The organism is Mesorhizobium sp. M1078, from assembly GCF_040318615.1.
Lineage (GTDB): Bacteria > Pseudomonadota > Alphaproteobacteria > Rhizobiales > Rhizobiaceae > Mesorhizobium.
Genome location: NZ_JAMYMP010000056.1, coordinates 1 through 18,508, shown reverse-complemented (window position 1 = coordinate 18,508; position 18,508 = coordinate 1). Strand labels below are relative to the sequence as shown.

Genomic DNA, 18,508 nt, shown 5'->3' with positions numbered 1-18,508 from the left:
GATGATGAGACATGCAGGCTCGAACCACTCCAAAACCCCTTCGGGCCAAAAGTGTTACCCATGTCTCCGATATAAACCGTAACCTATGTGTCCGGAATGGACCTTGAAGTTGTTGGCGATCCCGACAGGATTCGAACCTGTGACCATCGGCTTAGAAGGCCGGTGCTCTATCCTACTGAGCTACGGGACCGCTGGCCGGCATTTGATATCTTGGCCGGCTGGTGTCTATGTGCCAGGCGCTGACCGCCGGTCAATGCGTCCAGGGTATCCTGCGGTCATAGCGGAAATTTTCCGCGTAGGAAATCTGCCGGCGCTTGGTCTCTTTCGGCTCCTCGACACGGAAGGCCAGCCCCTGCTTTTCGGCATAGGCCACCGCTTCTTCCCTGGTGTCGAAGGTCAGCCTGATCTGGCTCAGCATGTCGCCCGATGTGGTGTAGCCCATCAGCGGGTCGATCTTCTTGCGTTGGGCGGGATCGAATTCCAGCACCCAATGGCCGGTCTTGGCCTTGCCGGACTGCATCGCGGTTTTGGCTGGGCTGAAAATACGCGCGGACATGGGCACCTCGTAGCTGCGTTGGCGGTAGCGCCGCCTTATTTCAGTCAATACTGTGCAACACTGCCGACGGCAAGGCCGAAGCGGCCTGCAACCAGGCCGCTTCGGCAGCGGCATAGGCTGGATACACTGGCGTAGCATCAAAAGTCATGGTCATGATGGCGACACAAAGAGGCATGGACGCAGGGATTTTGCACGCCGAGGCCGACAGCCAAGCGATTTTCGACGGCGCGATCGTGATCGGCGCCGGGGCAGCCGGCTTGACCGCAGCCCATGCGCTGCTCAAGACCGGCGTGCCTGTGATGGTGTTGGAAAAGGAAGCCCGGCTGGCCGAGCCATGGCACGGGCGGCACGAGCGACTGCATCTCAACACGCATCGCGACCTTTCGGCGCTGCCGGGCGTTTCCTTTCCTGCCGGCACCCCTGCCTTTCCGCACCGAAACACCATCATCGGCCATTTGAACGAATTCCACGCCATGCACCGGCTGCCGGTCGAGTTCGGCATCGCGGTCGAGGAGATTGGCTTCGAGGGCGACCACTGGCTTGTGCGGACCAGTGCCGGGCCGCGGCTGGCGCGCCATGTCGTCATCGCCACCGGGCGCGACCGGCAGCCCTTCATCCCGGCCTGGAAAGGCATGAAGGCCTTTGCCGGACGCATCATCCATTCGGCCGCATTCGGTAACGCCAAGGCCTATGCGGGCAAGAAAGTGCTGGTCGTCGGCGCCGGCAATTCCGGCTTCGACGTGCTCAATCACCTGGTGGCAGCCGACGCGGGACAGATCTGGCTGTCGGCGCGCAACGGTCCGGCACTGCTGCCCAAGCGCCTCGGCCAGATCGCCGTCCACCGATTTTCGCCGATCCTGGCGCGGCTGCCGTTCAAGCTCGCCGATGCGGTGATGGCGGCGACGCAGCGATGGGCCTTCGGCGACCTCACGGCCTACGGCCTGCCGCCGACGCCTTCGGGCGGCGCAAGCCGGCTGGCGTCGGATTATACCGCCATCGCCACCGATGACGGCGCCGTCGATGCCATCAAGGACCGCAGGATCATCGTACTGCCAACCGTGCGGGAATTTACCGGCGACACGGTCGTTTTCGACGATGGCGCGACGATCCAGCCCGATATCGTCATCGCCGCGACCGGCTACCGCACCGGGCTCGAGGCCATGCTGGGCAAGCTCGGCGTGCTCGACCAAAAGGGCGTGCCGCTGTTCAACGGCGCCGACAGCGACCCGAAACTGCCGGGCCTGTGGTTCACCGGCATGCGGCCAAGCATCCGCGGCTGCTTCGCCAATGCTCGCATCCAGGCCAAGGCGATCGCAGCCAGGATTGCGCGGGAGCGCAGACCGCCAAGCCCCGTTTGATGTTTTAGGGGTTGCGCGACAGGGTCCGGAACCGTATACGCCGCAGGGCCTCGGAGTGTAGCGCAGCCTGGTAGCGCATCTGGTTTGGGACCAGAGGGTCGGGAGTTCGAATCTCTCCACTCCGACCATTTTTTCCCACAAAGCCAGTCCTTGCCCAAGGTCACCCCCAAGGTCGCCAATGGCTGCCTCGCCGGTAGCGCATGGCGGCACGCATTGCCCAAGCAGCAGCCGCTCGCCGATCGGACCCTACATTGGAACACCAGTTCGCTCCGAGAGTTGTGTATGTTCAACCCAAGGAGCAAACAATGAAAACCCTTCTCATCGCCTCGATGATCGCGTTCGCCGGAACGGCGGCTTTGATCGCACCGGCGAAAGCCGCCAGTCTGACTATCCAGTCCGATGACGACGATCAATATACGTCCGACGATGGCGATATACAGATTCTTCGCCATCACCAGCGCCACAAAGACTATAGCGACGACTATGGCGACGGCTACAGCGACAACCAGGATGGCCAATGGCGGCGCCACCATCGCCATCACCGCTGCCATATCGAACTGGTCAGGCACTGGCGCCATCACCACAGGGTCGTCGAAGAGGTCAGGGTCTGCGGCTGATCCGATCGCTTTGGACCTGCTCCGGCCGGGTTGGCGGCCGGAGCACCAATCTGACCTAAAGCGCGTCGCATTTGAACGGACTCACGGACGCGCTTGAGGTCTTGTTTGATGCATGTGGTTCTCTCAAAACCGGGGCCACTTGAGCGACATGCATCAGGCGCCCGTGTCATCGAACAGCATCCCTTCGGCGGGTTTGGCTGAAATCGACGCAGGGATAATCCCCTCGCTTCCACCTCTATCGCCGGTCTAAAAGCGCGTCGCGCTGAAACGTATCCAGGCGACGCGCTTTGATTTTTGTTTTGATGCATGTCGTTCTCTCAAAACCGGGACCACCTTTGAGCGACATGCATTAGACTCCGGGCAAAGGGGAGATTCTGGATGCTTGGTCTCGAGGCATGGCTTTCGCTGATTGGCCCTGCCTACTTCGCTTACATCGGCATCACGGTTCCGTTCGTCGTCGTCTGGGCCATTATCTGTGCAGCCCTGTGGATCTGGAACAACCGGCCGAGCAAGAGGCAAGGCCGTCCCCGCTCGTGGCCCGCCAGCGTGCTGTTCTTTTCGTCGCCGCGTGCTACGTGGCAGCGCATACGGTGGTCTATCTGCTGGTCCGGTATCTGGCGGCGTTGTGGCTATAGGGCACCCTCCCGGACACTCCGGTGACTGCTCCACGAAGGTAAGCTCGCCGGGCGAGAACCCCAATCATCACTCCCGGCGAGCCTACAACCCGATCAGGAACGCGACCAGGACCGGGGTCAGCCGGCAAGTTCCCAGGTGCAAGACGGATGCCAAATAATGTTTCCCGAAATGGGACAGCGGCCCTCATGCGGCGGTGGGCACGGAGAGATCGAGTGTATTCATTCGAACACGCTGTAGTCGCTGAAGAGGAAATCCTGCCGAAACGCATGTTCGCAGCTCGCGCTCTGGTCGGGCTGCCGTACCTGGTTACGGCTGCCAAGGATCGATGACAGGCACGCCGGCCGCATGGAATGGCGCCGTGTCACGCGAGGCGACATGAAAGCCGTTTGCGGAGGCGATTGCCGCGATGTAGCCGTCGGGCACAGGAAACCCCTTGCCGGCTGCCCTCGCCTTCACTGCAAGTCGGGCATAGTGCCGGGCCGCCTCGGTATCGAAAGGCAGGATGCGGCGCTCAAACACGGCGCACACACCGGCGAAGGTTTCAGCGAGCGCAGCCTTGCGACGACCCGCCGGCATGGCCTCGATGCCGAACAGCACTTCGGCGAGCGTCACACTGGAGAGGTAAAGCGTTTCCTCGGCCTGGTCATCAAGCCAGGCCAACACAGCTTGATGCGGTTCGGGCTTCATGGCCTCCGAAACGACATTGGTATCGAGGAGGATCATTCGAACCCCAGCGGTTCGGCCGGCGCCTTGTCGCGAGCCTGCTCCAGGACCTCCACGTCTTCATTGGTCAGCCCGGCGCGTCGGGCAATGTCTGCCAGAACGGAGCCGAGTTTCACACGGCCGTCCGGCCGCACCGCGTTTTCCAGAATGTCGCGTATCTCGGCCTCGGTGCTGCGACCGTGCAAGGCCGCCCGTACACGCAGAGCTCGGTGGGTCGCTTCCGGAAGATTTCGGACGGTCACTGCAGGCATTGATATCGCTCCGATGTCATTGATTGAAAGTATCATATTGTTTCAGGTGATGTCACCATGCATGTTTTGAAAACGTCGCACGGGCGGGATCGACAATCGCCGTCCAGGGAATTGCAGCAGGATCTAAACCTCGAACTCGCCCTGCCCTTCGTCCATTGCGCTGACGGTTTCGGCGGCGAGCGCCCTGGTGATCGGCGTCTTGCGCTCGAGCGCGGTGCGGTCGAGGCGTTCGACCACGCGCATGGCGGTGGCCAGTGAGCGCTCGATGCGGCGCACCAGATATTGCACGACGTGCGGCTCGACCTCGACCTGGCGGTCGGCGAAGAGTTTGGTGATGACACCAGCCAGAAGCAAATCGTCCGGCTCATGGATCTCGACCGTTGCCGCCGCCTTCAGCCGCGAGGCGAGATCGGGCAACGTCACCCTCCAGGCGGCGGGGAAGCGCCGCGCCGTCAACAGCAAGGTGGCCCCGGCGCCGCGCACTTCATTGATGAGATGGAACAGGCCCGCCTGGTCGATGGCTGTCTTGTCGACATCGTCGATCAGCGCCGGCCTGCCGCCAAGCCCGGTGATGGCATTGCCGATGCGCTGGGTATCGACCGCCACAGCGTTGGCCCGCGCTTGCCAGATCGAACCCAGATGTGTCTTGCCGGAACCGGCCGGGCCGGCGAGCACGATTACCGGCGACGGCCAGTCCGGCCAGCGGTCGACAAGGGCTGCCGCCTCGCGGTTGGTGGCCGACACCACCAGTTCGTCGCGCGAGTAGCCGGTGCCGTGGCCAAGGTCGAGCGGCAGCTGGCGCGGCGGTTCGGTCTTATGATCCGTCACGTTCAGCCGCGCGGCGACCGGTGGCCCCCGCCGCGAGCGGCGGGCAGCGGCGGGACGGGCTCGGTGGAGTGTCCCTTGTAGAGAGGCGATTCGAGATAGCGGGCAATGGCAAACCGCACCAGCACGGCAACCGCCGCCGAAGCAGGAACGGCGATCAAAAGGCCGACGAAGCCGAACAGGGCGCCGAAAGCGAACAGCGCAAACATCAGCCAGACCGGGTGCAGGCCGACGCTTTTTCCGACCAGCCTCGGCTGGAGGATGTTGCCCTCGATGAACTGGCCGATGAAGAAGACCACCGCGACAGCAACGATCATGGTCCAGTCCGGCCAGAACTGGACGAAGGCGACGCCGACGGCCAGCACCAGCCCGGTCAGCGAGCCGACATAGGGAATGAAGGAGATCAGCCCGGCGAAGAGGCCGATCAGGATGGCGAAATTCAGCCCGGTCAGCGTCAGGCCAGTGGCATACATGCCACCGAGCACCAGGCACAGCGTGCCCTGGCCGCGCACGAAGCCGGCGGTCGCGGTGTTGATGTCCCTGGAGATCGCCCTGACCGTCCCGACATAATCGCGCGGCACCCAGCTGTCGACGACCGCCACCATGCGATCCCAGTCGAGCAGCATGTAGAAAGCGACAACCGGAGTGACCACGAACAGGCTGACCACCGACACCAGAGCAACGCCAGAACTCCAGATCGAGGTGAAGACGGTGCTCAGCAGGCCGAAACCGGAAGTGAGCAGCGAATTCAGCCCGTCGCGCAGGCCATTGGCATTGACGCCGAATTTCTGCTCCAGCCATTTGGGATCGAAGCTGGTGATCAGCGACTGCAGCCGGGTCAGATATTCCGGCAGCTTGCTGGCGAAATCGGCCATCTGCGTGGCCAGAACCGGAACCAGGATGACGAAGGCCAGCACCAAAAGAACGATGAAGGCGATCAGGATGACCACCGTCGCCATCAGCCGGGAGAGGCCGAGGCGCTGCAGCCGGTCGGCGACCGGGTCGAGGAAATAGGCCAGCACCATGCCGGCAACGAACGGCAACAGGATGCTGGAAAAAATGTAGAGGAACAGCGCCAGGAAGATTGCCGTGCCCAGCCAGAAGAAAATCTGGCGGCGAAACGCCAGGGACGCAGCCGCGTCTGCTAACGCGGCAGTCGCGGCATTCTTGTCAACTACCCGGGGTGGAGCCTTCGCCATAGCCGCTCATATGCCTCAGCCAAGCCACGAGATAGGCCGCGGCCGAAGCCACGGTCAAGACCCCGGACAGCAATATGAGCGCAGGCCTGAGCGGGTCGAGGTGGAGGCCAAGGGCAAGTTCGCCCAGCACCACGGCGCCAGCACGATCTGGGCGGCGGTGTTGGCCTACGACACATAGAGCGGCTTCATCTCGACCGGATGCGCCATGACCGTGGACAAAAGCACGGCGCAGATGATCAGCGCATCGCGTGACACCATGGTCACCACCAGCCACAGCGGCAATTGCCCGATGAAGCCCATGACCACGAACACCGAGACCAGAAGCACCTTGTCGGCCATCGGATCGAGATAGGCGCCGAGTTCGAATGCTGGTTGAAGCGGCGGGCGATGAAGCCGTCGACGCCATCGGCAATTCCGGCAACGAGAAATCCGGCAAAGGCCCAGTCCCAGCGCATGTTCAGCATCGCCAGCACCAGCACGAAGCGCAGGATGGTGATGAGGTTGGGAATGGTCAAAGGCATGTCCCGCCATGCTTGTTCTGCAGATCGATGATGGAGATGGATTGTGGCTGCAAGGGGACCAGCGGTGAAGGGGCGACTGTCCACGTATTTATCTTGGGCAAAAGCCCGGTATCCTGTCGTCATCCTTGCCCCCCGAAACCATTCATGCGAAGAGCCGCCGAGGGAAACAGGGATGCGCCGACGATGAGCAAGGGCGACCGGGCCAAGCGCAAGAACGGGCTCACCTATGCCGAGGCGGGCGTCGACATCGATGCCGGCAACCTCATGGTCGAGAAGATCAAGCCGCTGGTGCGCGCGACGCGCCGGCCGGGCGCCGATGGCGAGATCGGCGGTTTTGGCGGCCTGTTCGACCTCAAGGCGGCGGGTTTCACGGATCCGGTGCTGGTTGCCGCCAATGACGGTGTCGGCACCAAGCTGAAGATCGCCATCGATGCCGGCAAGCACGACACGATCGGCATCGACCTCGTCGCCATGTGCGTCAACGACATCGTCGTCCAGGGCGCCGAGCCACTGTTCTTCCTCGACTATTTCGCCACCGGCAAGCTCGACCCCGACCAGGGGGCGGCAATCGTCGGCGGCATAGCAATCGGCTGCCGACAGGCCGGCTGCGCGCTGATCGGCGGCGAGACCGCTGAAATGCCCGGCATGTATAACGACAAGGATTACGACCTTGCCGGTTTCGCCGTCGGTGCGGCCGAACGCGGCCAGTTGCTGCCGACAGACGATATTGTCGAAGGCGACGTGCTGCTGGGGCTGGCTTCCTCGGGCCTGCATTCAAATGGCTTTTCGCTGGTGCGCCGCATCGTTGGCGTCAGCGGGCTTGCCTGGAGCGATCCGGCGCCGTTCAACGATGAGGCGACGCTGGCCGAAGCGCTGCTCGAGCCGACCCGCATCTATGTGAAATCGATCTTGAAGGCGATCCGCAACACGCATGGCATCAAGGCGCTGGCCCATATCACCGGCGGCGGCTTTCCCGAAAACATTCCGCGCGTCCTGCCGAAGGACTTTTCCGCAGAGCTCGATCTCAATGCCATCGATGTGCCGCTGGTATTTTCCTGGCTGGCGAAGACTGGCGGCGTGGCGCCGGAGGAGATGATGCGCACCTTCAACTGCGGCATCGGCATGATCCTCGTCGTCGCCTCCGGCCAGGCCGCACAGGTCGCAGCCGTGCTGCAGGAGGCCGGCGAGACGGTGACGCCGATCGGCCGCATCGTGCCGCGCCGCGACGCCGGCGTCATCTATCGGGGCTCGATCGGCCTATGAGCAGGAAACGCACGGTTGTTCTGATCTCGGGACGCGGCTCCAACATGACGGCGCTGATCGCGGCGGCGAGCGACCCGGCCTATCCCGCCGAGATCGTCGGCGTCATCTCCGACCGAGCCAACGCCGCCGGCCTTGGCATCGCGGCCGCGCGCGGCATCCCGACCAAAGTCATCGTGCGCGCCGACCATGCCAGCAAGGAAGCGCATGATGTGGCGATCGACGCCGCTCTGATTGCGTTCAACGCCGAGATCGTGGCGCTGGCCGGCTATCTGCGCATTCTCTCCCGCGGCCTGGTCGAGAAGTGGCAAGGGCGCATGCTCAACATCCACCCTGCCCTGCTGCCGGCCTTCAAAGGGCTCGATACGCATGCGCGCGCCCTGCGCGCCGGCATTCGCATTCATGGCTGCACGGTGCATTTCGTCACATCAGAGATGGATGACGGCCCGATCATCGCGCAGGCAGCGGTGCCGGTGATGGTCGGCGACAACGAAGACACGCTGGCCGCCAGAGTGCTGAAGGCCGAGCACCGGCTTTATGCGCTGGCGCTCGGGCTGGTCGCCGACGGCAAGGCGCACATGGAAGGCGGCCGCACCGTGCTGGCACATTTCGCCGACGATGCCGAAAACGGAACTTCCGTGGTGATGGCCCCCGACCCGCTGCGCGAAGAGCGCGATCTCGAACATCTGGCGCGGATCACGCCGTAGGCGCTTCAGGACCTGAAAGCCCTTGGATATTTTTGACAGCGCGATCCGGGGAAAAGGCGATCTCGCCGGCGTCTTTGAATATGACGACACTGAAGGGCCAGCAAACGCCACGGCTTATTTTTACCTATACGAAGCGCATGACGAGGTAGTTGGGCGGATCATCGGCGCAATTCATATTCGATCGGGTGCCTGGGCGATCACCGAAGCGGATATTGCCGTCCAATGGGACAAAGATGAGAGGCGCGTCGGCCTGTTCGTCTTCGGCACTTTGTCGGCAGCCTTTGATGCCGCTACGGGCGCTAAATACGGTGGCGGATACGGCAAGGACTTCCAGCGCGAAATTCCCTGGTCCTGAGATCTAACAGATGAAACAGCTGCTTCTTCTTCGCCACGCCAAGTCGAGCTGGGACGACCCGGCGCTTGCTGATTTCGACCGGCCGCTCGGGCCGCGCGGGCTGAAGACGGCGCCGCTGATGGGGCGCGAACTGGCCCGGCGCAGTTGGCAGCCTGACCTGGCGCTGGTGTCGCCGGCGCTGCGCACGCGCGAGACATGGCGGCTGGTCTCGGCGGAACTTTCGGCGAGCGTAACGGTGGAGTTCGCCGAGGCGCTTTTCGAAGCCACGGCTGGCGACATTCTGGCCGAGGTGCAGCAGGCAGTCGCATCGGCTAGCTGTCTCCTGGTGCTCGGCCATAATCCCGGCCTGGAGGACTTTGCCCGCCGGCTCGCCGGTCCGCGATCGGGTGTGGCTGCTCTAAGGAAACTTGAAGAGAAACTCCCGACCGGCGCCCTTGCCCGCTTTGTCATCGACGGCGATTGGGCGGATCTCGGCTTCGGCGCGGCTCGGTTGACGCATTGCATCAAGCCGAAGGATATAAGCTAGACCAAGCGGCCTAACGGGCTAGCCGCAGGTGACAGCCGCAAACCGTGTTTTGAAAAGACCACGCAATCAAGGACATAAGACCAACTGCTGGCGGATTGATTCAAGATCTTTGCGGCCCAGAGTCAATTACATAAAACCAAGAGCGGTGGGCCAGGCCCACCGCTCTTTGTGGTCGTCGATTTCTCAAAAAATCAACGACCCCAGATGCCCTGGCCGGATTGCGGCTGGTTCGAGTCGCCCTTGATCGTGAAATCGCCGAGGCTGGCCGGCTTGCGGATTGAGGCGGTATAACTGTGATCGATGTTGCCGGCGGGCGCTGTCACAGCAGGCTGGTTGACGCCGTCGGAGCCGTAGTGGTCGCTGCCTGCGAAAGCGGTGCCGGTGGCAAGGAGGATGGCAGCAGCGGTAAGTGCGATCTTGGTCATTTCAGGTAATCCAGATTTTTCAGTTCTGTCCGTCAAGTGGCGTGCCTTGGGAGGAATTCGCGTCGCTCGGACCACCCCGAAATGGGTGTGCGTTGCTGCCATTGCCAATCACAAAAATGTGCGAACCGAACCGTTCGGTTCGGTGTTGGAAGGCGCTGAATGGCGTAGTTGTTGCTATATTCTATTCTCCAGGCGGCTCCGACCTCGCAACGCCCCTCGTTGCGTTACCCTTTGCATCTCAAAGGTCGTGAAACCTAGTACGTCGCGCATGTCGTATTCGCCGGGCGGCCGGACGGCGACCCAACGTGCTGCCGCAATGGCGCCGTGCGCGAACATCGAGCGGTCGCCGGCCGAATGGGAAAGCGTGAGCGTCTCGCCCTCACCGAGGAAGCTCACGCTGTGCTCGCCGACGATGCTGCCGCCGCGCAGCACGGCAAAGCCGATCTCGCCGGCAGGGCGTGGACCTGTAACGCCGTCGCGGATGCGTTTCGCCACATCGTCCAGCCTGACGCCATGTCCGCGAGCGGCCGCCTCGCCCAGCATCAGCGCCGTGCCCGACGGTGCGTCGACCTTCATGCGGTGATGCGCTTCCAGGATCTCGATGTCGGCGGCGGGACCAAGTGCTCGCGCCGCCTGTTCGACCAGCCCAGCCAGCATGTTGAGCCCCAGCGAGTAGCTGCCTGAGCGAACGATGGCGACGGACTTCGAAGCAGTAGCGATGGCGGCGAGATCGGCCGGCTCGAAGCCGGTCGAGCCGATGACCAGCGCCGGGCCGCCGCAGGCCGCGCAAGCTTGTGCAAGATCGACGGAGGCCGAAGGCGTGGTGAAATCGATGATGACATCGGCAAGCGCCAGTGCTTCGTCGCGTTCGACCAGCCCCTCGCCGGCGCTGCCCGGCCTGTGAAAGCGGGCGACGAGCGCCAGCCTGGGATCGGTCTCGACGGCCAGCGCCATCTCCCTGCCCATGCGGCCGAGCGCACCGGCTATGGCTATCTTCAACAGATGCGGCATGGCGGCTTTCACTGGAAATGCGAGTCACAACAATGATCTACCATGCCGCCCTGCCAGATTGATTCAGCCGGCGCCATGCGTCTTGAGCATCATGCCGGCGATCTCCTTGACCAGCTTGGCGGCAACCAGCGCGGTGAGATTGGAGACATCCTGGCTTGCATTGTATTCGACGACATCGGCGCCGACGATGGGCTGGTCGATCCGCTGGATCAGGTTGATCACTTGCCGGGTTGTAAGACCACCGGGTTCGCGGTGCGACACGCCGGGCGCACAAGCCGGGTCGAGGCCGTCGAGATCGACCGAGAGATAGACCGGCGTCTTGAGATCGAGCTGCAGATCCTCGCTGAAATGCCGCGCCTCGATCATTTCGACGCCGAAGCGCTTGAGCTGGTCACGAAGTTCATCATTGAGGGTGCGCAGGCCGATCTGGACCAGCCGGTCGGCCAGTCCCTCCTCCAGGATGCGCGCGAAGGACGAGGTGTGGGACCGCCTGTTGCCCTGATAGGCATCGTAGATGTCGGGATGGGCGTCGATCTGGACGATCGTTAGCCTGGCATGGCGGCGGCGCACGGCACGCAGCACCGGCCAGGCGATGGCATGATCGCCGCCGAGGCTGATCAACGGGCGGCCGGCATCCAGCGCGCGGCCGACCTCGGCCTCGATTCGCTCCCACGGATCGCCGGCGCCTGAAAAGTCGATGTCGCCGTGGTCGACGAAACTGTCCGCCACATCGAAGCCGGTTTCGCTCCACGAGCTGTGCGCGTCGCTTTTGAGTTCGCGCCGGATCAGGGCCGGCGCTGCAGCCGCGCCCTTGAGATAGGACGAGTTCTCGTCATGTGGTATTCCCAGAAGCGAAACCCTGGTCATCGGCGTGCGATCTCCGGCAACAGGCAATCTCCCTAAACCTGGGTGCTGGCTGGCGATAGCAGTGCCGCTTGGGCCAGTTGCGAAGGCGATCAGGCGTCACTTCCCGATCGCGCCGCCCAGTCTTTGCCTGACGATCGCGATATGGAAATCCGTGCCGTGCAACAGCCCGTCATCGTTGAAGTCGTAGCTGGAATTGTGCAGCGGCGGCGAGGTCTCGCCATTGCCGAGAAAGACGAAGCAGCCCGGTACGTGATCGAGGAAGCGGGCGAAATCCTCCGAGGCGGTCATCGGCTCCGCCGCGATGCTGGCGGCGCCATAGGCCAGCACGCGCCTTGCGGCGACAAAGGCCGCGTCCACCAGGTCGGCGTCGTTTTGCAGCGGCACGAATTCCCTGCTGTAGGTCACCTCGGCGGCCACGTTATAGGCGGCGGCGGTGCCCGCTGCGATGACCCGCATCTGGCGCTCGATCTCGGCGCTGACCTCGGGCCGAAAACTGCGGACGTCGCCGAGGATGCGGGCGAGGCCGGGCAACGCGTTGCGGGTGCCGTCGGTGATCAGCTCGGTCACCGAAACCACGGCTATGTCGGCCGGGCTCAGCCGGCGCGAGACGATGGTCTGCAGATTGGTAACCAGCGCGCAGGCGGCGACCAGCGTCTCGTTCCCGGAATGTGGCCGCGCCGCATGGCCGCCGATCCCCTTGAGCACGATCTCGAAATTGTCCTCCGCCGACATGAACGGGCCGGCGCGGGTCTCGAAATGTCCAATGGGCAGGCCCGGCATGTTGTGCAGGCCAAAGATCTCGTCGAAGGGAAAGCGCTGCAGCAGCCCGTCGTCCAGCATCGCCATCGCGCCCCTGCCCCATTCCTCGGCGGGCTGGAAGATGAAACGCGCGGTGCCGTCGAAACCGCCCTCGGCGGCGAGCAGCTTTGCCGCGCCGAGCAGCATGGTGGTGTGGCCGTCATGACCGCACGCATGCATGATGCCGGGGTTCTGCGAGCGATAGGCTGTCGCCGACTGCTCGGTGATGCGCAGCGCATCCATGTCGGCCCTGAGCGCAATCGCCCGGTTGCCGCTGCCGCGCTTCAACGTGCCGACGACGCCGGTGCCGCCGACCCCCTCTGCAACATCGTCCAGCCCGAATTCGCGCAGCTTCGCGGCGACAAAGGCAGCGGTGCGCTTTTCCTCGAAGCCGAACTCGGGGTGCGCGTGCAAATCGCGCCGCCAGCCGGTCATTTCCTGCTTCAGCACATCACGATCGAGCTCAGCCATTTTCTCCCCCGACCGATCTTGCAAGCTCACTGGCGACATCAAGCAGGATGTTGGCGCCGGCGACAAGCTCGGCATCTTCAGTGTGTTCGCGCGGATTGTGGCTGATGCCACCGGCGCTCGGCACGAAGATCATCGCCGCCGGTGCGATGCGTGCCATCATCTGCGCGTCATGGCCGGCGCCCGATGTCATGCGCCTGACGCCGAGACCGCGGTTTTTCGCGGCCGCCTCGATCCGCTCGACGATGCCGATGTCGAACAGCACCGGTTCGAAACGGGCCAGTTGCTCTGCCGAAATCGACAGGCTCTCGGCTGCAGCAAGCTCCTCGAGATAAGCCGCAAGGGCCGCCTCATGCGCCTGCAGGCGCTGTTCGTCGGGATCGCGCAGATCGACGGTGAAGATAGCGCGCGAGCGAATGACGTTGATGGCATTGGGTTCGAAGCGCATCGTGCCTACAGTGACCACGGTTGGCCCATTTGAAGCTTTCGCCCGGTCGTGCAGGAAAGTGATGATGCGGGCGGCGGCATGGCCGGCTTCGCTGCGCATCGACATCGGCGTGGTGCCGGCATGGTTGGCGGCGCCGTCGATGGTGATGCGCTGCCAGCAAATGCCTTGCAAATTCTCGACCGCGCCGATCGGCACGCCTTCACGCTCCAGCACCGGCCCCTGCTCGATATGAAGTTCGAGATAGGCATGCGGCTTGAGGAAGCCGGGTTCGCGGTCGCCGGCATAGCCGATGCGGGCGAGCTCCTGGCCGAGCACGCTGCCGTCCGTGCCGATGGCGGCCAGCACGGCCTCGGCGCTGACGCCACCGGCATGGCATAGCGAGCCCATCATATCAGGCGTGTAGCGCACACCTTCCTCATTGGTGAAAGCGGCGACCGCGACCGGGCGTGACGGCGAAAAGCCCGAAGCCTGCAGCGTCTCGATCACCTCCAGCCCGGCCAGCACGCCGTAGCAGCCATCATAGATGCCGGCATCGATGACGGTGTCGATATGCGAACCGATGAGCAGTGGCGCCTGCCCGGCATTGTCGGGGCATTGCCAGATGCCGAAAATATTGCCGACCCGGTCGATGGCGACTTCCAGCCTGGCCTGCCCGAGCCAGCCGACAAAGAGGTCACGGCCCTGTTTGTCTGTGTCGGAGGCGGCGAGCCGGATCAGCCTATCCTCACTGTCGCGGCCAACGGCGCCGAGTTCCCGGATGCGGCCAAGCAGACGCTGTGCATCGATCCCGATCATGGCTATGCCTCGGCCTTCAGCTTGCCGGCCAGCACATCGGCGGGGCTCTGCCCGACCAGCTCGGTATAGCGATGCGGGTCTGTGGCGCCTTCGGTGTTGATCAGCAGCACGCGGGATTTGTCGTCGAGCCCGAGCGCGGCCTTGTGGTCGGCCACCGCCCGGATCAGCCCGGCCAGACCGACGCCGCCGCTTTCGCCGGCGACGATCACTGGATCATTGCCAGCCGGCCGTGCCAGCCGCCGCATCACCGCGACCGCCTCCTCCTCATCCACCGTCATGAAGGCATCGGCAACCCGCGCCAGAACGCGCCAGGCAACTTGCGAGGCCTCGTAGCATTCGAGCATCGCCATCACCGTCGGCTGATCGTGTGCGACCTTGACCACGTGGCCCGCCCGGGCGGCTGCGACAACGCAGGCGGCGCGGGCCGGCTCGACGACGATGAAGGTCGGCCTGGCGTCACCGAGCACGATGGCGAGATGGCCGGCCAGGGCGGCGGCAATACCGCCGACACCGGCCTGCACGAAGACATGGGTCGGCGGCTGCGGCAACTGGCCCAACGCTTCGCGCACGATCGCCGTATAGCCCTGCATGACCAGACCGGGGATGCGCTCGTAGCCCGGCCAGGAGGTGTCGGACACCACGGTCCAGCCTTGCTCCGCTGAAACCTCGGCGGCCTGCCTGACCGAGTCGTCATAATTGCCGTCGACGCGGATCATCTCGGCGCCATAGCGGGCTATTGCTGCAATGCGCGCCTCGCTGACGCCGGCGTGAACGAAGATTGCCGCTTTCGCGCCAACCAACTGTGCACCTTGCGCGACCGAGCGGCCATGATTGCCGTCGGTGGCGCAGGCAACCGTCATGCCGGCAGCGACCGCCCGGACGTCGAACCGGTTGAGATCGGCCACGTCAACGGGCCGATGAAGCGATCGTCTCGCCTCCTCCAGCACCAGTCGAAAAACGGCATAGGCGCCGCCGAGCGCCTTGAAGCTGCCGAGACCGAGGCGAAAGCCTTCATCCTTGATGTGGACGGCGCCGAGGCCGAGTTCGCCGGCCAGCACCGGCAAGGCATGCAGGGGCGTTGGCAGGTGATTGTCGCGATGGGCCAGAAAGCGCTCGACCGTATCGGCGCCGGCATTCCCCAGCGTTTCGGCATGGACGGGATCGAGCAGCCGACGGTGCAAGGCATTGCTGTTGAGCAGGAACACGGGCGGCCTCCTTTGGGTATGACGAAATCATATTGCAGCCGAGGCGCAAATAGCGCTGTTATTGGCGCTTCGAAATGCAAGTTTGTTTCGCCAGGATAGCGCTTTGCCTCGATCGCCTTCGCTCGACAGTTTCGACCTCGCCATCCTTGCCATCCTGCAGCGGGACAATACGACGCCGCAGCGGCTGATCGGCGAAGCCGTCAACCTGTCGGCGCCGGCGGTGCAGCGGCGCATCAAGCGCATGGAACAGTCCGGCGTCATTGCGGGCAATGTCGCCGTGGTCGACCCGGCGGCGGTCGGCCATCCCATCACCATCGTCGTCGAAGTGGAACTGGAGAGCGAACGCTCGGACCTGATCGACGCGGCCAAGCGGCAGTTCTCGGCGGAGCCGCAAGTGCAGCAGTGCTACTACGTCACCGGCGAGGCCGACTTCATCCTAGTCATCACCGCGGCCGACATGGGCGCCTATGAGGCTTTGACGCGCAGACTGTTCTTCGACAGCAAGAATGTCCGAAAATTCCGCACCTTCGTTGCCATGGACCGTGTCAAGGTGGGGCTGACGGTGCCTCTGCCGGGATAGCCAGTCTCTTTTACGCAATTCCGGACGGAAAACCGCTCACACTTTTCCTGGATTGCTTTAGCCCGCCGGCCGCAGCCAGACCTTGTTGTCGTGGAAGGCCGCGCCGCCATAGGGCGCTGGTGCGTCGGCGCCGGTGAGCACATTGATGCCTTCGCCACGCTCATGCGCGCTGTTTGGCCAGATGCCCTCGGCGATCACCACGCCGCGCTTGAGGCCTTCGAACAGCTTTGCGTGCAGCACCACCTCGCCGCGCCGGTTGCCGACCTCGATACGGTCGCCGTCGCCCAAGCCAAGCGCGGCAGCGTCGTCCGGATGCACCAGGAGTTCCGGCCGGCCTTCCTTGGCTCTCGACACCGGTGTCTCGGCGAATGTCGAATTGAGAAAATTGCGCGCCGGCGATGTGGCGAGCCGGAACAGATGCTCGGCGTCCGCCACCTCGATCAGGTCGACATGGTCAGGGAATTCGGGGAGTTCCGCCACCGGCCCGAACAGGCCCATGCTTTTCGGCGGCCGGTTGGGCGCCGCCTGCCCGCTCCAATTGGCGCGGAAGTGAAATTTCTTGTCGGCATGGCCGAAGCCAGCGATGAAATGCGCGGCCTCGAAATCCGGCTGCAGGTCGACCCATTTGTCTTCCTTCAGGCTGGCGAAGCTGCCCAGCCCGCGCTTGCCCAGGATGATGTCGATATGCTGCTGCTCGGTCAGGCCAAAGCCCGGCCGGTCGGAGACGCCGAGACGCTGCGCCAATTGCTCGATGACGAAGTGGTTGGTGCGCGGCCCTTCCGGCGGGTCGATCAGCTTGGGACCAAGCGTGATGTGCTGGTTGCCGCCGCCCTTGTAGACGTCGTCATGCTCGAGGAACATCGTTGCCGGCAGCACGACATCGGCAAGCTTTGCCGTGTCGGTCATGAACTGTTCGTGCACGCAGGTGAACAGGTCATCACGCAGAAAACCTTGTTTCACCAGCCGCTGCTCGGATGCGACATTCACCGGGTTGGTGTTCTGGATCAGCATCGCCGTCACCGGCGGGCCACCGTAAAGCGCGTCCGCTGCGCCGGTCAGCACCGGACCGATGCGCGACTGGTCGAGATGGCGAATATTGGGATCGCGCATCGCGGTGCCTTCCAGCACATCCTGGTTGAGCTTGAAGATGCCGGAATTGGAATGGAAGGCGCCGCCACCCTCATATTGCCAGGCGCCAGTGACGGCGGCGATGCAGGATGCCGCGTGCATGTTGACCGAGCCATTGCGCTGGCGGGCAAAGCCATAGCCGAGGCGGAAATAGGTTTTCCTCGTCGTGCCGACGAGGCGTGCGAAAGCCTCGATCTCGGTGACGGCAAGACCGGTGATGGCAGACGCCCATTCCGGCGTGCGCGTCTCCAGATGCGCTTCCAGCCCCTTCGGATCGTCGGTGTATCTTTCGAGATAGGCGCGGTCGGCCATGCCTTCCCTGAACAGCACATGCATGACCGCGCAGGCCAGCGCGCCATCGGTGCCGGGCTTCAGCACAAGGCCTATATCGGCCTGCTTCATCGTCGCGTTCTCGTAGACATCGATGACGACGATCCTGGCGCCACGCTCCTTCCGCGACTTGATGGCGTGGGTCATGACATTGACCTGCGTGACCACGGCATTGGTGCCCCAGATCACCACGCAGTCGGACTTCGCCATCTCGCGCGGATCGGGACCACGCAAGGCGCCCGCTCCCATCATCCAGCCGGTCCAGGCCAGATTGGTGCAGATCGAGCCGAAGAAGCCGGAGTATTTTTTCGCATGGCGCAGCCGGTCGATGCCGTCGCGCTGCACCAGCCCCATCGTGCCGGCATAGAAATAAGGCCAGACGGTCTCGGAGCCGTATTTTTCCTCGGCCGCGATGAATTTCTCGGCGACGAGGTCGAGTGCCGCTTCCCAGCTGGATTCTTTCCAGATGCCGGCGCCCTTGGCGCCGGCGCGAACAAGCGGCTTCAGCAGCCGGTCGGGATGGTGGACACGGTCGGCATAGCGCGCGACCTTGGCGCAGACCACACCAGCCGTATACGTATTGGACTTGGCGCCATGGACACGGCCGATGCGGTTGCCATCGAGCAGTTCGACCTCGAGCGCGCAGGTCGACGGACAATCATGCGGACAGGCGGAGTGGCCGATTCTGAGCTTGGCGTGCTGGTTCATGCGGCGTTTTTAGCGGGTTTCGCGGGCGGCGTGTAGGGCCAGATCTTACCCTCCCCTTGATGGGGAGGGTCGGCGCGCAGCGACGGGGTGGGGTGCGGCGCGGGGGGGGGGGGCGGCCCCCGCGGCGCGCCGGGGCACCCACCCCCCCCCGCCCGGCAGGCGGGCCCCCGGGGAGCAGGGAGCCGGACGGGGAATAAGAAGAGAGAGGAAA

General features: G+C 63.8%; 19 protein-coding genes, 2 tRNA genes and 1 pseudogene. 8 read left to right on the top strand and 14 right to left on the bottom strand.

Annotated elements, in window-relative coordinates; translation table 11 throughout:
* Nucleotides 1–113 precede the first annotated feature (113 nt).
* Nucleotides 114–190 (bottom strand) — tRNA-Arg (locus NKH38_RS31885).
* 60 nt (nt 191–250) lie between these two features.
* Nucleotides 251–556 (bottom strand): ETC complex I subunit, encoded by a 306-nt coding sequence (locus tag NKH38_RS31880; protein WP_023670294.1) that lies wholly within the window; start codon nt 554–556, stop codon nt 251–253.
* Nucleotides 557–729: 173 nt separating this feature from the next.
* On the opposite strand from NKH38_RS31880, the gene NKH38_RS31875 reads away from it, so the two are divergent.
* From NKH38_RS31875 to NKH38_RS31865, 3 genes are all read left to right on the top strand, one after another.
* Complete coding sequence (locus NKH38_RS31875) at nt 730–1,914, top strand: flavin-containing monooxygenase (RefSeq protein ID WP_023731091.1); 1,185 nt, start codon at nt 730–732, stop codon at nt 1,912–1,914.
* A gap of 51 nt (nt 1,915–1,965) precedes the next feature.
* Nucleotides 1,966–2,042 (top strand) — tRNA-Pro (locus NKH38_RS31870).
* A gap of 177 nt (nt 2,043–2,219) precedes the next feature.
* Nucleotides 2,220–2,531 (top strand): hypothetical protein, encoded by a 312-nt coding sequence (locus tag NKH38_RS31865; protein ID WP_023731092.1) that lies wholly within the window; start codon nt 2,220–2,222, stop codon nt 2,529–2,531.
* Nucleotides 2,532–3,473: 942 nt separating this feature from the next.
* Here the strand turns inward: NKH38_RS31865 and NKH38_RS31860 are convergent.
* The 5 genes and pseudogenes from NKH38_RS31860 to NKH38_RS31840 form a co-directional block, all read right to left on the bottom strand.
* Complete coding sequence (locus NKH38_RS31860) at nt 3,474–3,890, bottom strand: type II toxin-antitoxin system VapC family toxin (RefSeq protein WP_023684763.1); 417 nt, start codon at nt 3,888–3,890, stop codon at nt 3,474–3,476.
* Complete coding sequence (locus NKH38_RS31855) at nt 3,887–4,141, bottom strand: FitA-like ribbon-helix-helix domain-containing protein (protein WP_023670289.1); 255 nt, start codon at nt 4,139–4,141, stop codon at nt 3,887–3,889. Before NKH38_RS31855 ends, NKH38_RS31860 begins: the two co-directional genes overlap by 4 nt.
* A gap of 123 nt (nt 4,142–4,264) precedes the next feature.
* Nucleotides 4,265–4,969 (bottom strand): DnaA regulatory inactivator HdaA, encoded by a 705-nt coding sequence (gene hdaA / locus NKH38_RS31850; RefSeq protein ID WP_023731095.1) that lies wholly within the window; start codon nt 4,967–4,969, stop codon nt 4,265–4,267.
* 2 nt (nt 4,970–4,971) lie between these two features.
* A complete protein-coding gene (locus tag NKH38_RS31845; protein WP_023711891.1) occupies nt 4,972–6,165 on the bottom strand; it encodes an AI-2E family transporter in 1,194 nt (397 codons plus the stop codon).
* Nucleotides 6,137–6,680 (bottom strand): annotated as a pseudogene (locus NKH38_RS31840) (CDP-alcohol phosphatidyltransferase family protein). Before NKH38_RS31840 ends, NKH38_RS31845 begins: the two are co-directional and overlap by 29 nt.
* Before the next feature lie 189 nt (nt 6,681–6,869).
* On the opposite strand from NKH38_RS31840, the gene purM reads away from it, so the two are divergent.
* Genes purM through NKH38_RS31820 form a run of 4 tightly spaced genes read left to right on the top strand, consistent with a single transcriptional unit; the run spans nt 6,870 to nt 9,534 of the window.
* A complete protein-coding gene (purM, locus tag NKH38_RS31835; protein ID WP_023670283.1) occupies nt 6,870–7,949 on the top strand; it encodes a phosphoribosylformylglycinamidine cyclo-ligase in 1,080 nt (359 codons plus the stop codon).
* The gene (gene purN / locus NKH38_RS31830; protein ID WP_023670282.1) at nt 7,946–8,653 is read left to right on the top strand and encodes a phosphoribosylglycinamide formyltransferase; all 708 of its coding nucleotides are present in this window, start codon (nt 7,946–7,948) and stop codon (nt 8,651–8,653) included. The genes purM and purN overlap by 4 nt, the downstream gene beginning before the upstream one ends.
* A 22-nt stretch (nt 8,654–8,675) precedes the next feature.
* Complete coding sequence (locus tag NKH38_RS31825; RefSeq protein ID WP_023731097.1) at nt 8,676–9,008, top strand: hypothetical protein; 333 nt, start codon at nt 8,676–8,678, stop codon at nt 9,006–9,008.
* A 10-nt stretch (nt 9,009–9,018) separates the two neighbouring features.
* On the top strand, nt 9,019–9,534 hold the full coding sequence (locus tag NKH38_RS31820) for a SixA phosphatase family protein (RefSeq protein ID WP_023731098.1): 516 nt from the start codon (nt 9,019–9,021) through the stop codon (nt 9,532–9,534).
* Nucleotides 9,535–9,725: 191 nt separating this feature from the next.
* On the opposite strand, the gene NKH38_RS31815 is transcribed toward NKH38_RS31820, so the two are convergent.
* The 6 genes from NKH38_RS31815 to NKH38_RS31790 form a co-directional block, all read right to left on the bottom strand.
* A complete protein-coding gene (locus NKH38_RS31815; RefSeq protein WP_023701885.1) occupies nt 9,726–9,959 on the bottom strand; it encodes a DUF680 domain-containing protein in 234 nt (77 codons plus the stop codon).
* 174 nt (nt 9,960–10,133) lie between these two features.
* Nucleotides 10,134–10,970, bottom strand: coding sequence for a 4-hydroxy-tetrahydrodipicolinate reductase (gene dapB / locus NKH38_RS31810; protein ID WP_023731099.1), 837 nt, complete (start codon nt 10,968–10,970; stop codon nt 10,134–10,136).
* A gap of 63 nt (nt 10,971–11,033) precedes the next feature.
* A complete protein-coding gene (gene speB, locus NKH38_RS31805) occupies nt 11,034–11,837 on the bottom strand; it encodes an agmatinase (protein ID WP_352763795.1) in 804 nt (267 codons plus the stop codon).
* Nucleotides 11,838–11,933: 96 nt separating this feature from the next.
* Nucleotides 11,934–13,106, bottom strand: a complete 1,173-nt coding sequence (locus NKH38_RS31800) for an amidohydrolase (protein WP_023731103.1) — start codon at nt 13,104–13,106, stop codon at nt 11,934–11,936.
* The gene (locus tag NKH38_RS31795) at nt 13,099–14,346 is read right to left on the bottom strand and encodes a Zn-dependent hydrolase (RefSeq protein ID WP_352763798.1); all 1,248 of its coding nucleotides are present in this window, start codon (nt 14,344–14,346) and stop codon (nt 13,099–13,101) included. Before NKH38_RS31795 ends, NKH38_RS31800 begins: the two co-directional genes overlap by 8 nt.
* Before the next feature lie 2 nt (nt 14,347–14,348).
* Nucleotides 14,349–15,551 (bottom strand): diaminopropionate ammonia-lyase, encoded by a 1,203-nt coding sequence (locus NKH38_RS31790; protein WP_023731105.1) that lies wholly within the window; start codon nt 15,549–15,551, stop codon nt 14,349–14,351.
* Between the two features lie 103 nt (nt 15,552–15,654).
* Here NKH38_RS31790 and NKH38_RS31785 point away from each other — a divergent pair, with 103 nt between their 5' ends.
* The gene (locus NKH38_RS31785) at nt 15,655–16,131 is read left to right on the top strand and encodes an Lrp/AsnC family transcriptional regulator (protein ID WP_023731106.1); all 477 of its coding nucleotides are present in this window, start codon (nt 15,655–15,657) and stop codon (nt 16,129–16,131) included.
* A 57-nt stretch (nt 16,132–16,188) separates the two neighbouring features.
* On the opposite strand, the gene NKH38_RS31780 is transcribed toward NKH38_RS31785, so the two are convergent.
* Complete coding sequence (locus tag NKH38_RS31780; protein ID WP_352763804.1) at nt 16,189–18,297, bottom strand: molybdopterin-containing oxidoreductase family protein; 2,109 nt, start codon at nt 18,295–18,297, stop codon at nt 16,189–16,191.
* Nucleotides 18,298–18,508: the final 211 nt, after the last annotated feature.

Bases quoted from the DNA above. Each gene is read 5' to 3' on its own strand.
- purN (WP_023670282.1), top strand. From the start codon at position 7,946: ATGAGCAGGAAACGCACGGTTGTTCTGATCTCGGGACGCGGCTCCAAC.
- NKH38_RS31815 (WP_023701885.1), bottom strand. From the start codon at position 9,959: ATGACCAAGATCGCACTTACCGCTGCTGCCATCCTCCTTGCCACCGGC.
- dapB (WP_023731099.1), bottom strand. From the start codon at position 10,970: ATGCCGCATCTGTTGAAGATAGCCATAGCCGGTGCGCTCGGCCGCATG.
- NKH38_RS31855 (WP_023670289.1), bottom strand. From the start codon at position 4,141: ATGCCTGCAGTGACCGTCCGAAATCTTCCGGAAGCGACCCACCGAGCT.
- NKH38_RS31795 (WP_352763798.1), bottom strand. From the start codon at position 14,346: ATGATCGGGATCGATGCACAGCGTCTGCTTGGCCGCATCCGGGAACTC.
- NKH38_RS31880 (WP_023670294.1), bottom strand. From the start codon at position 556: ATGTCCGCGCGTATTTTCAGCCCAGCCAAAACCGCGATGCAGTCCGGC.
- NKH38_RS31800 (WP_023731103.1), bottom strand. From the start codon at position 13,106: ATGGCTGAGCTCGATCGTGATGTGCTGAAGCAGGAAATGACCGGCTGG.
- NKH38_RS31865 (WP_023731092.1), top strand. From the start codon at position 2,220: ATGAAAACCCTTCTCATCGCCTCGATGATCGCGTTCGCCGGAACGGCG.
- NKH38_RS31780 (WP_352763804.1), bottom strand. From the start codon at position 18,297: ATGAACCAGCACGCCAAGCTCAGAATCGGCCACTCCGCCTGTCCGCAT.
- purM (WP_023670283.1), top strand. From the start codon at position 6,870: ATGAGCAAGGGCGACCGGGCCAAGCGCAAGAACGGGCTCACCTATGCC.
- NKH38_RS31860 (WP_023684763.1), bottom strand. From the start codon at position 3,890: ATGATCCTCCTCGATACCAATGTCGTTTCGGAGGCCATGAAGCCCGAA.
- NKH38_RS31875 (WP_023731091.1), top strand. From the start codon at position 730: ATGGACGCAGGGATTTTGCACGCCGAGGCCGACAGCCAAGCGATTTTC.
- NKH38_RS31845 (WP_023711891.1), bottom strand. From the start codon at position 6,165: ATGGCGAAGGCTCCACCCCGGGTAGTTGACAAGAATGCCGCGACTGCC.
- speB (WP_352763795.1), bottom strand. From the start codon at position 11,837: ATGACCAGGGTTTCGCTTCTGGGAATACCACATGACGAGAACTCGTCC.
- NKH38_RS31820 (WP_023731098.1), top strand. From the start codon at position 9,019: ATGAAACAGCTGCTTCTTCTTCGCCACGCCAAGTCGAGCTGGGACGAC.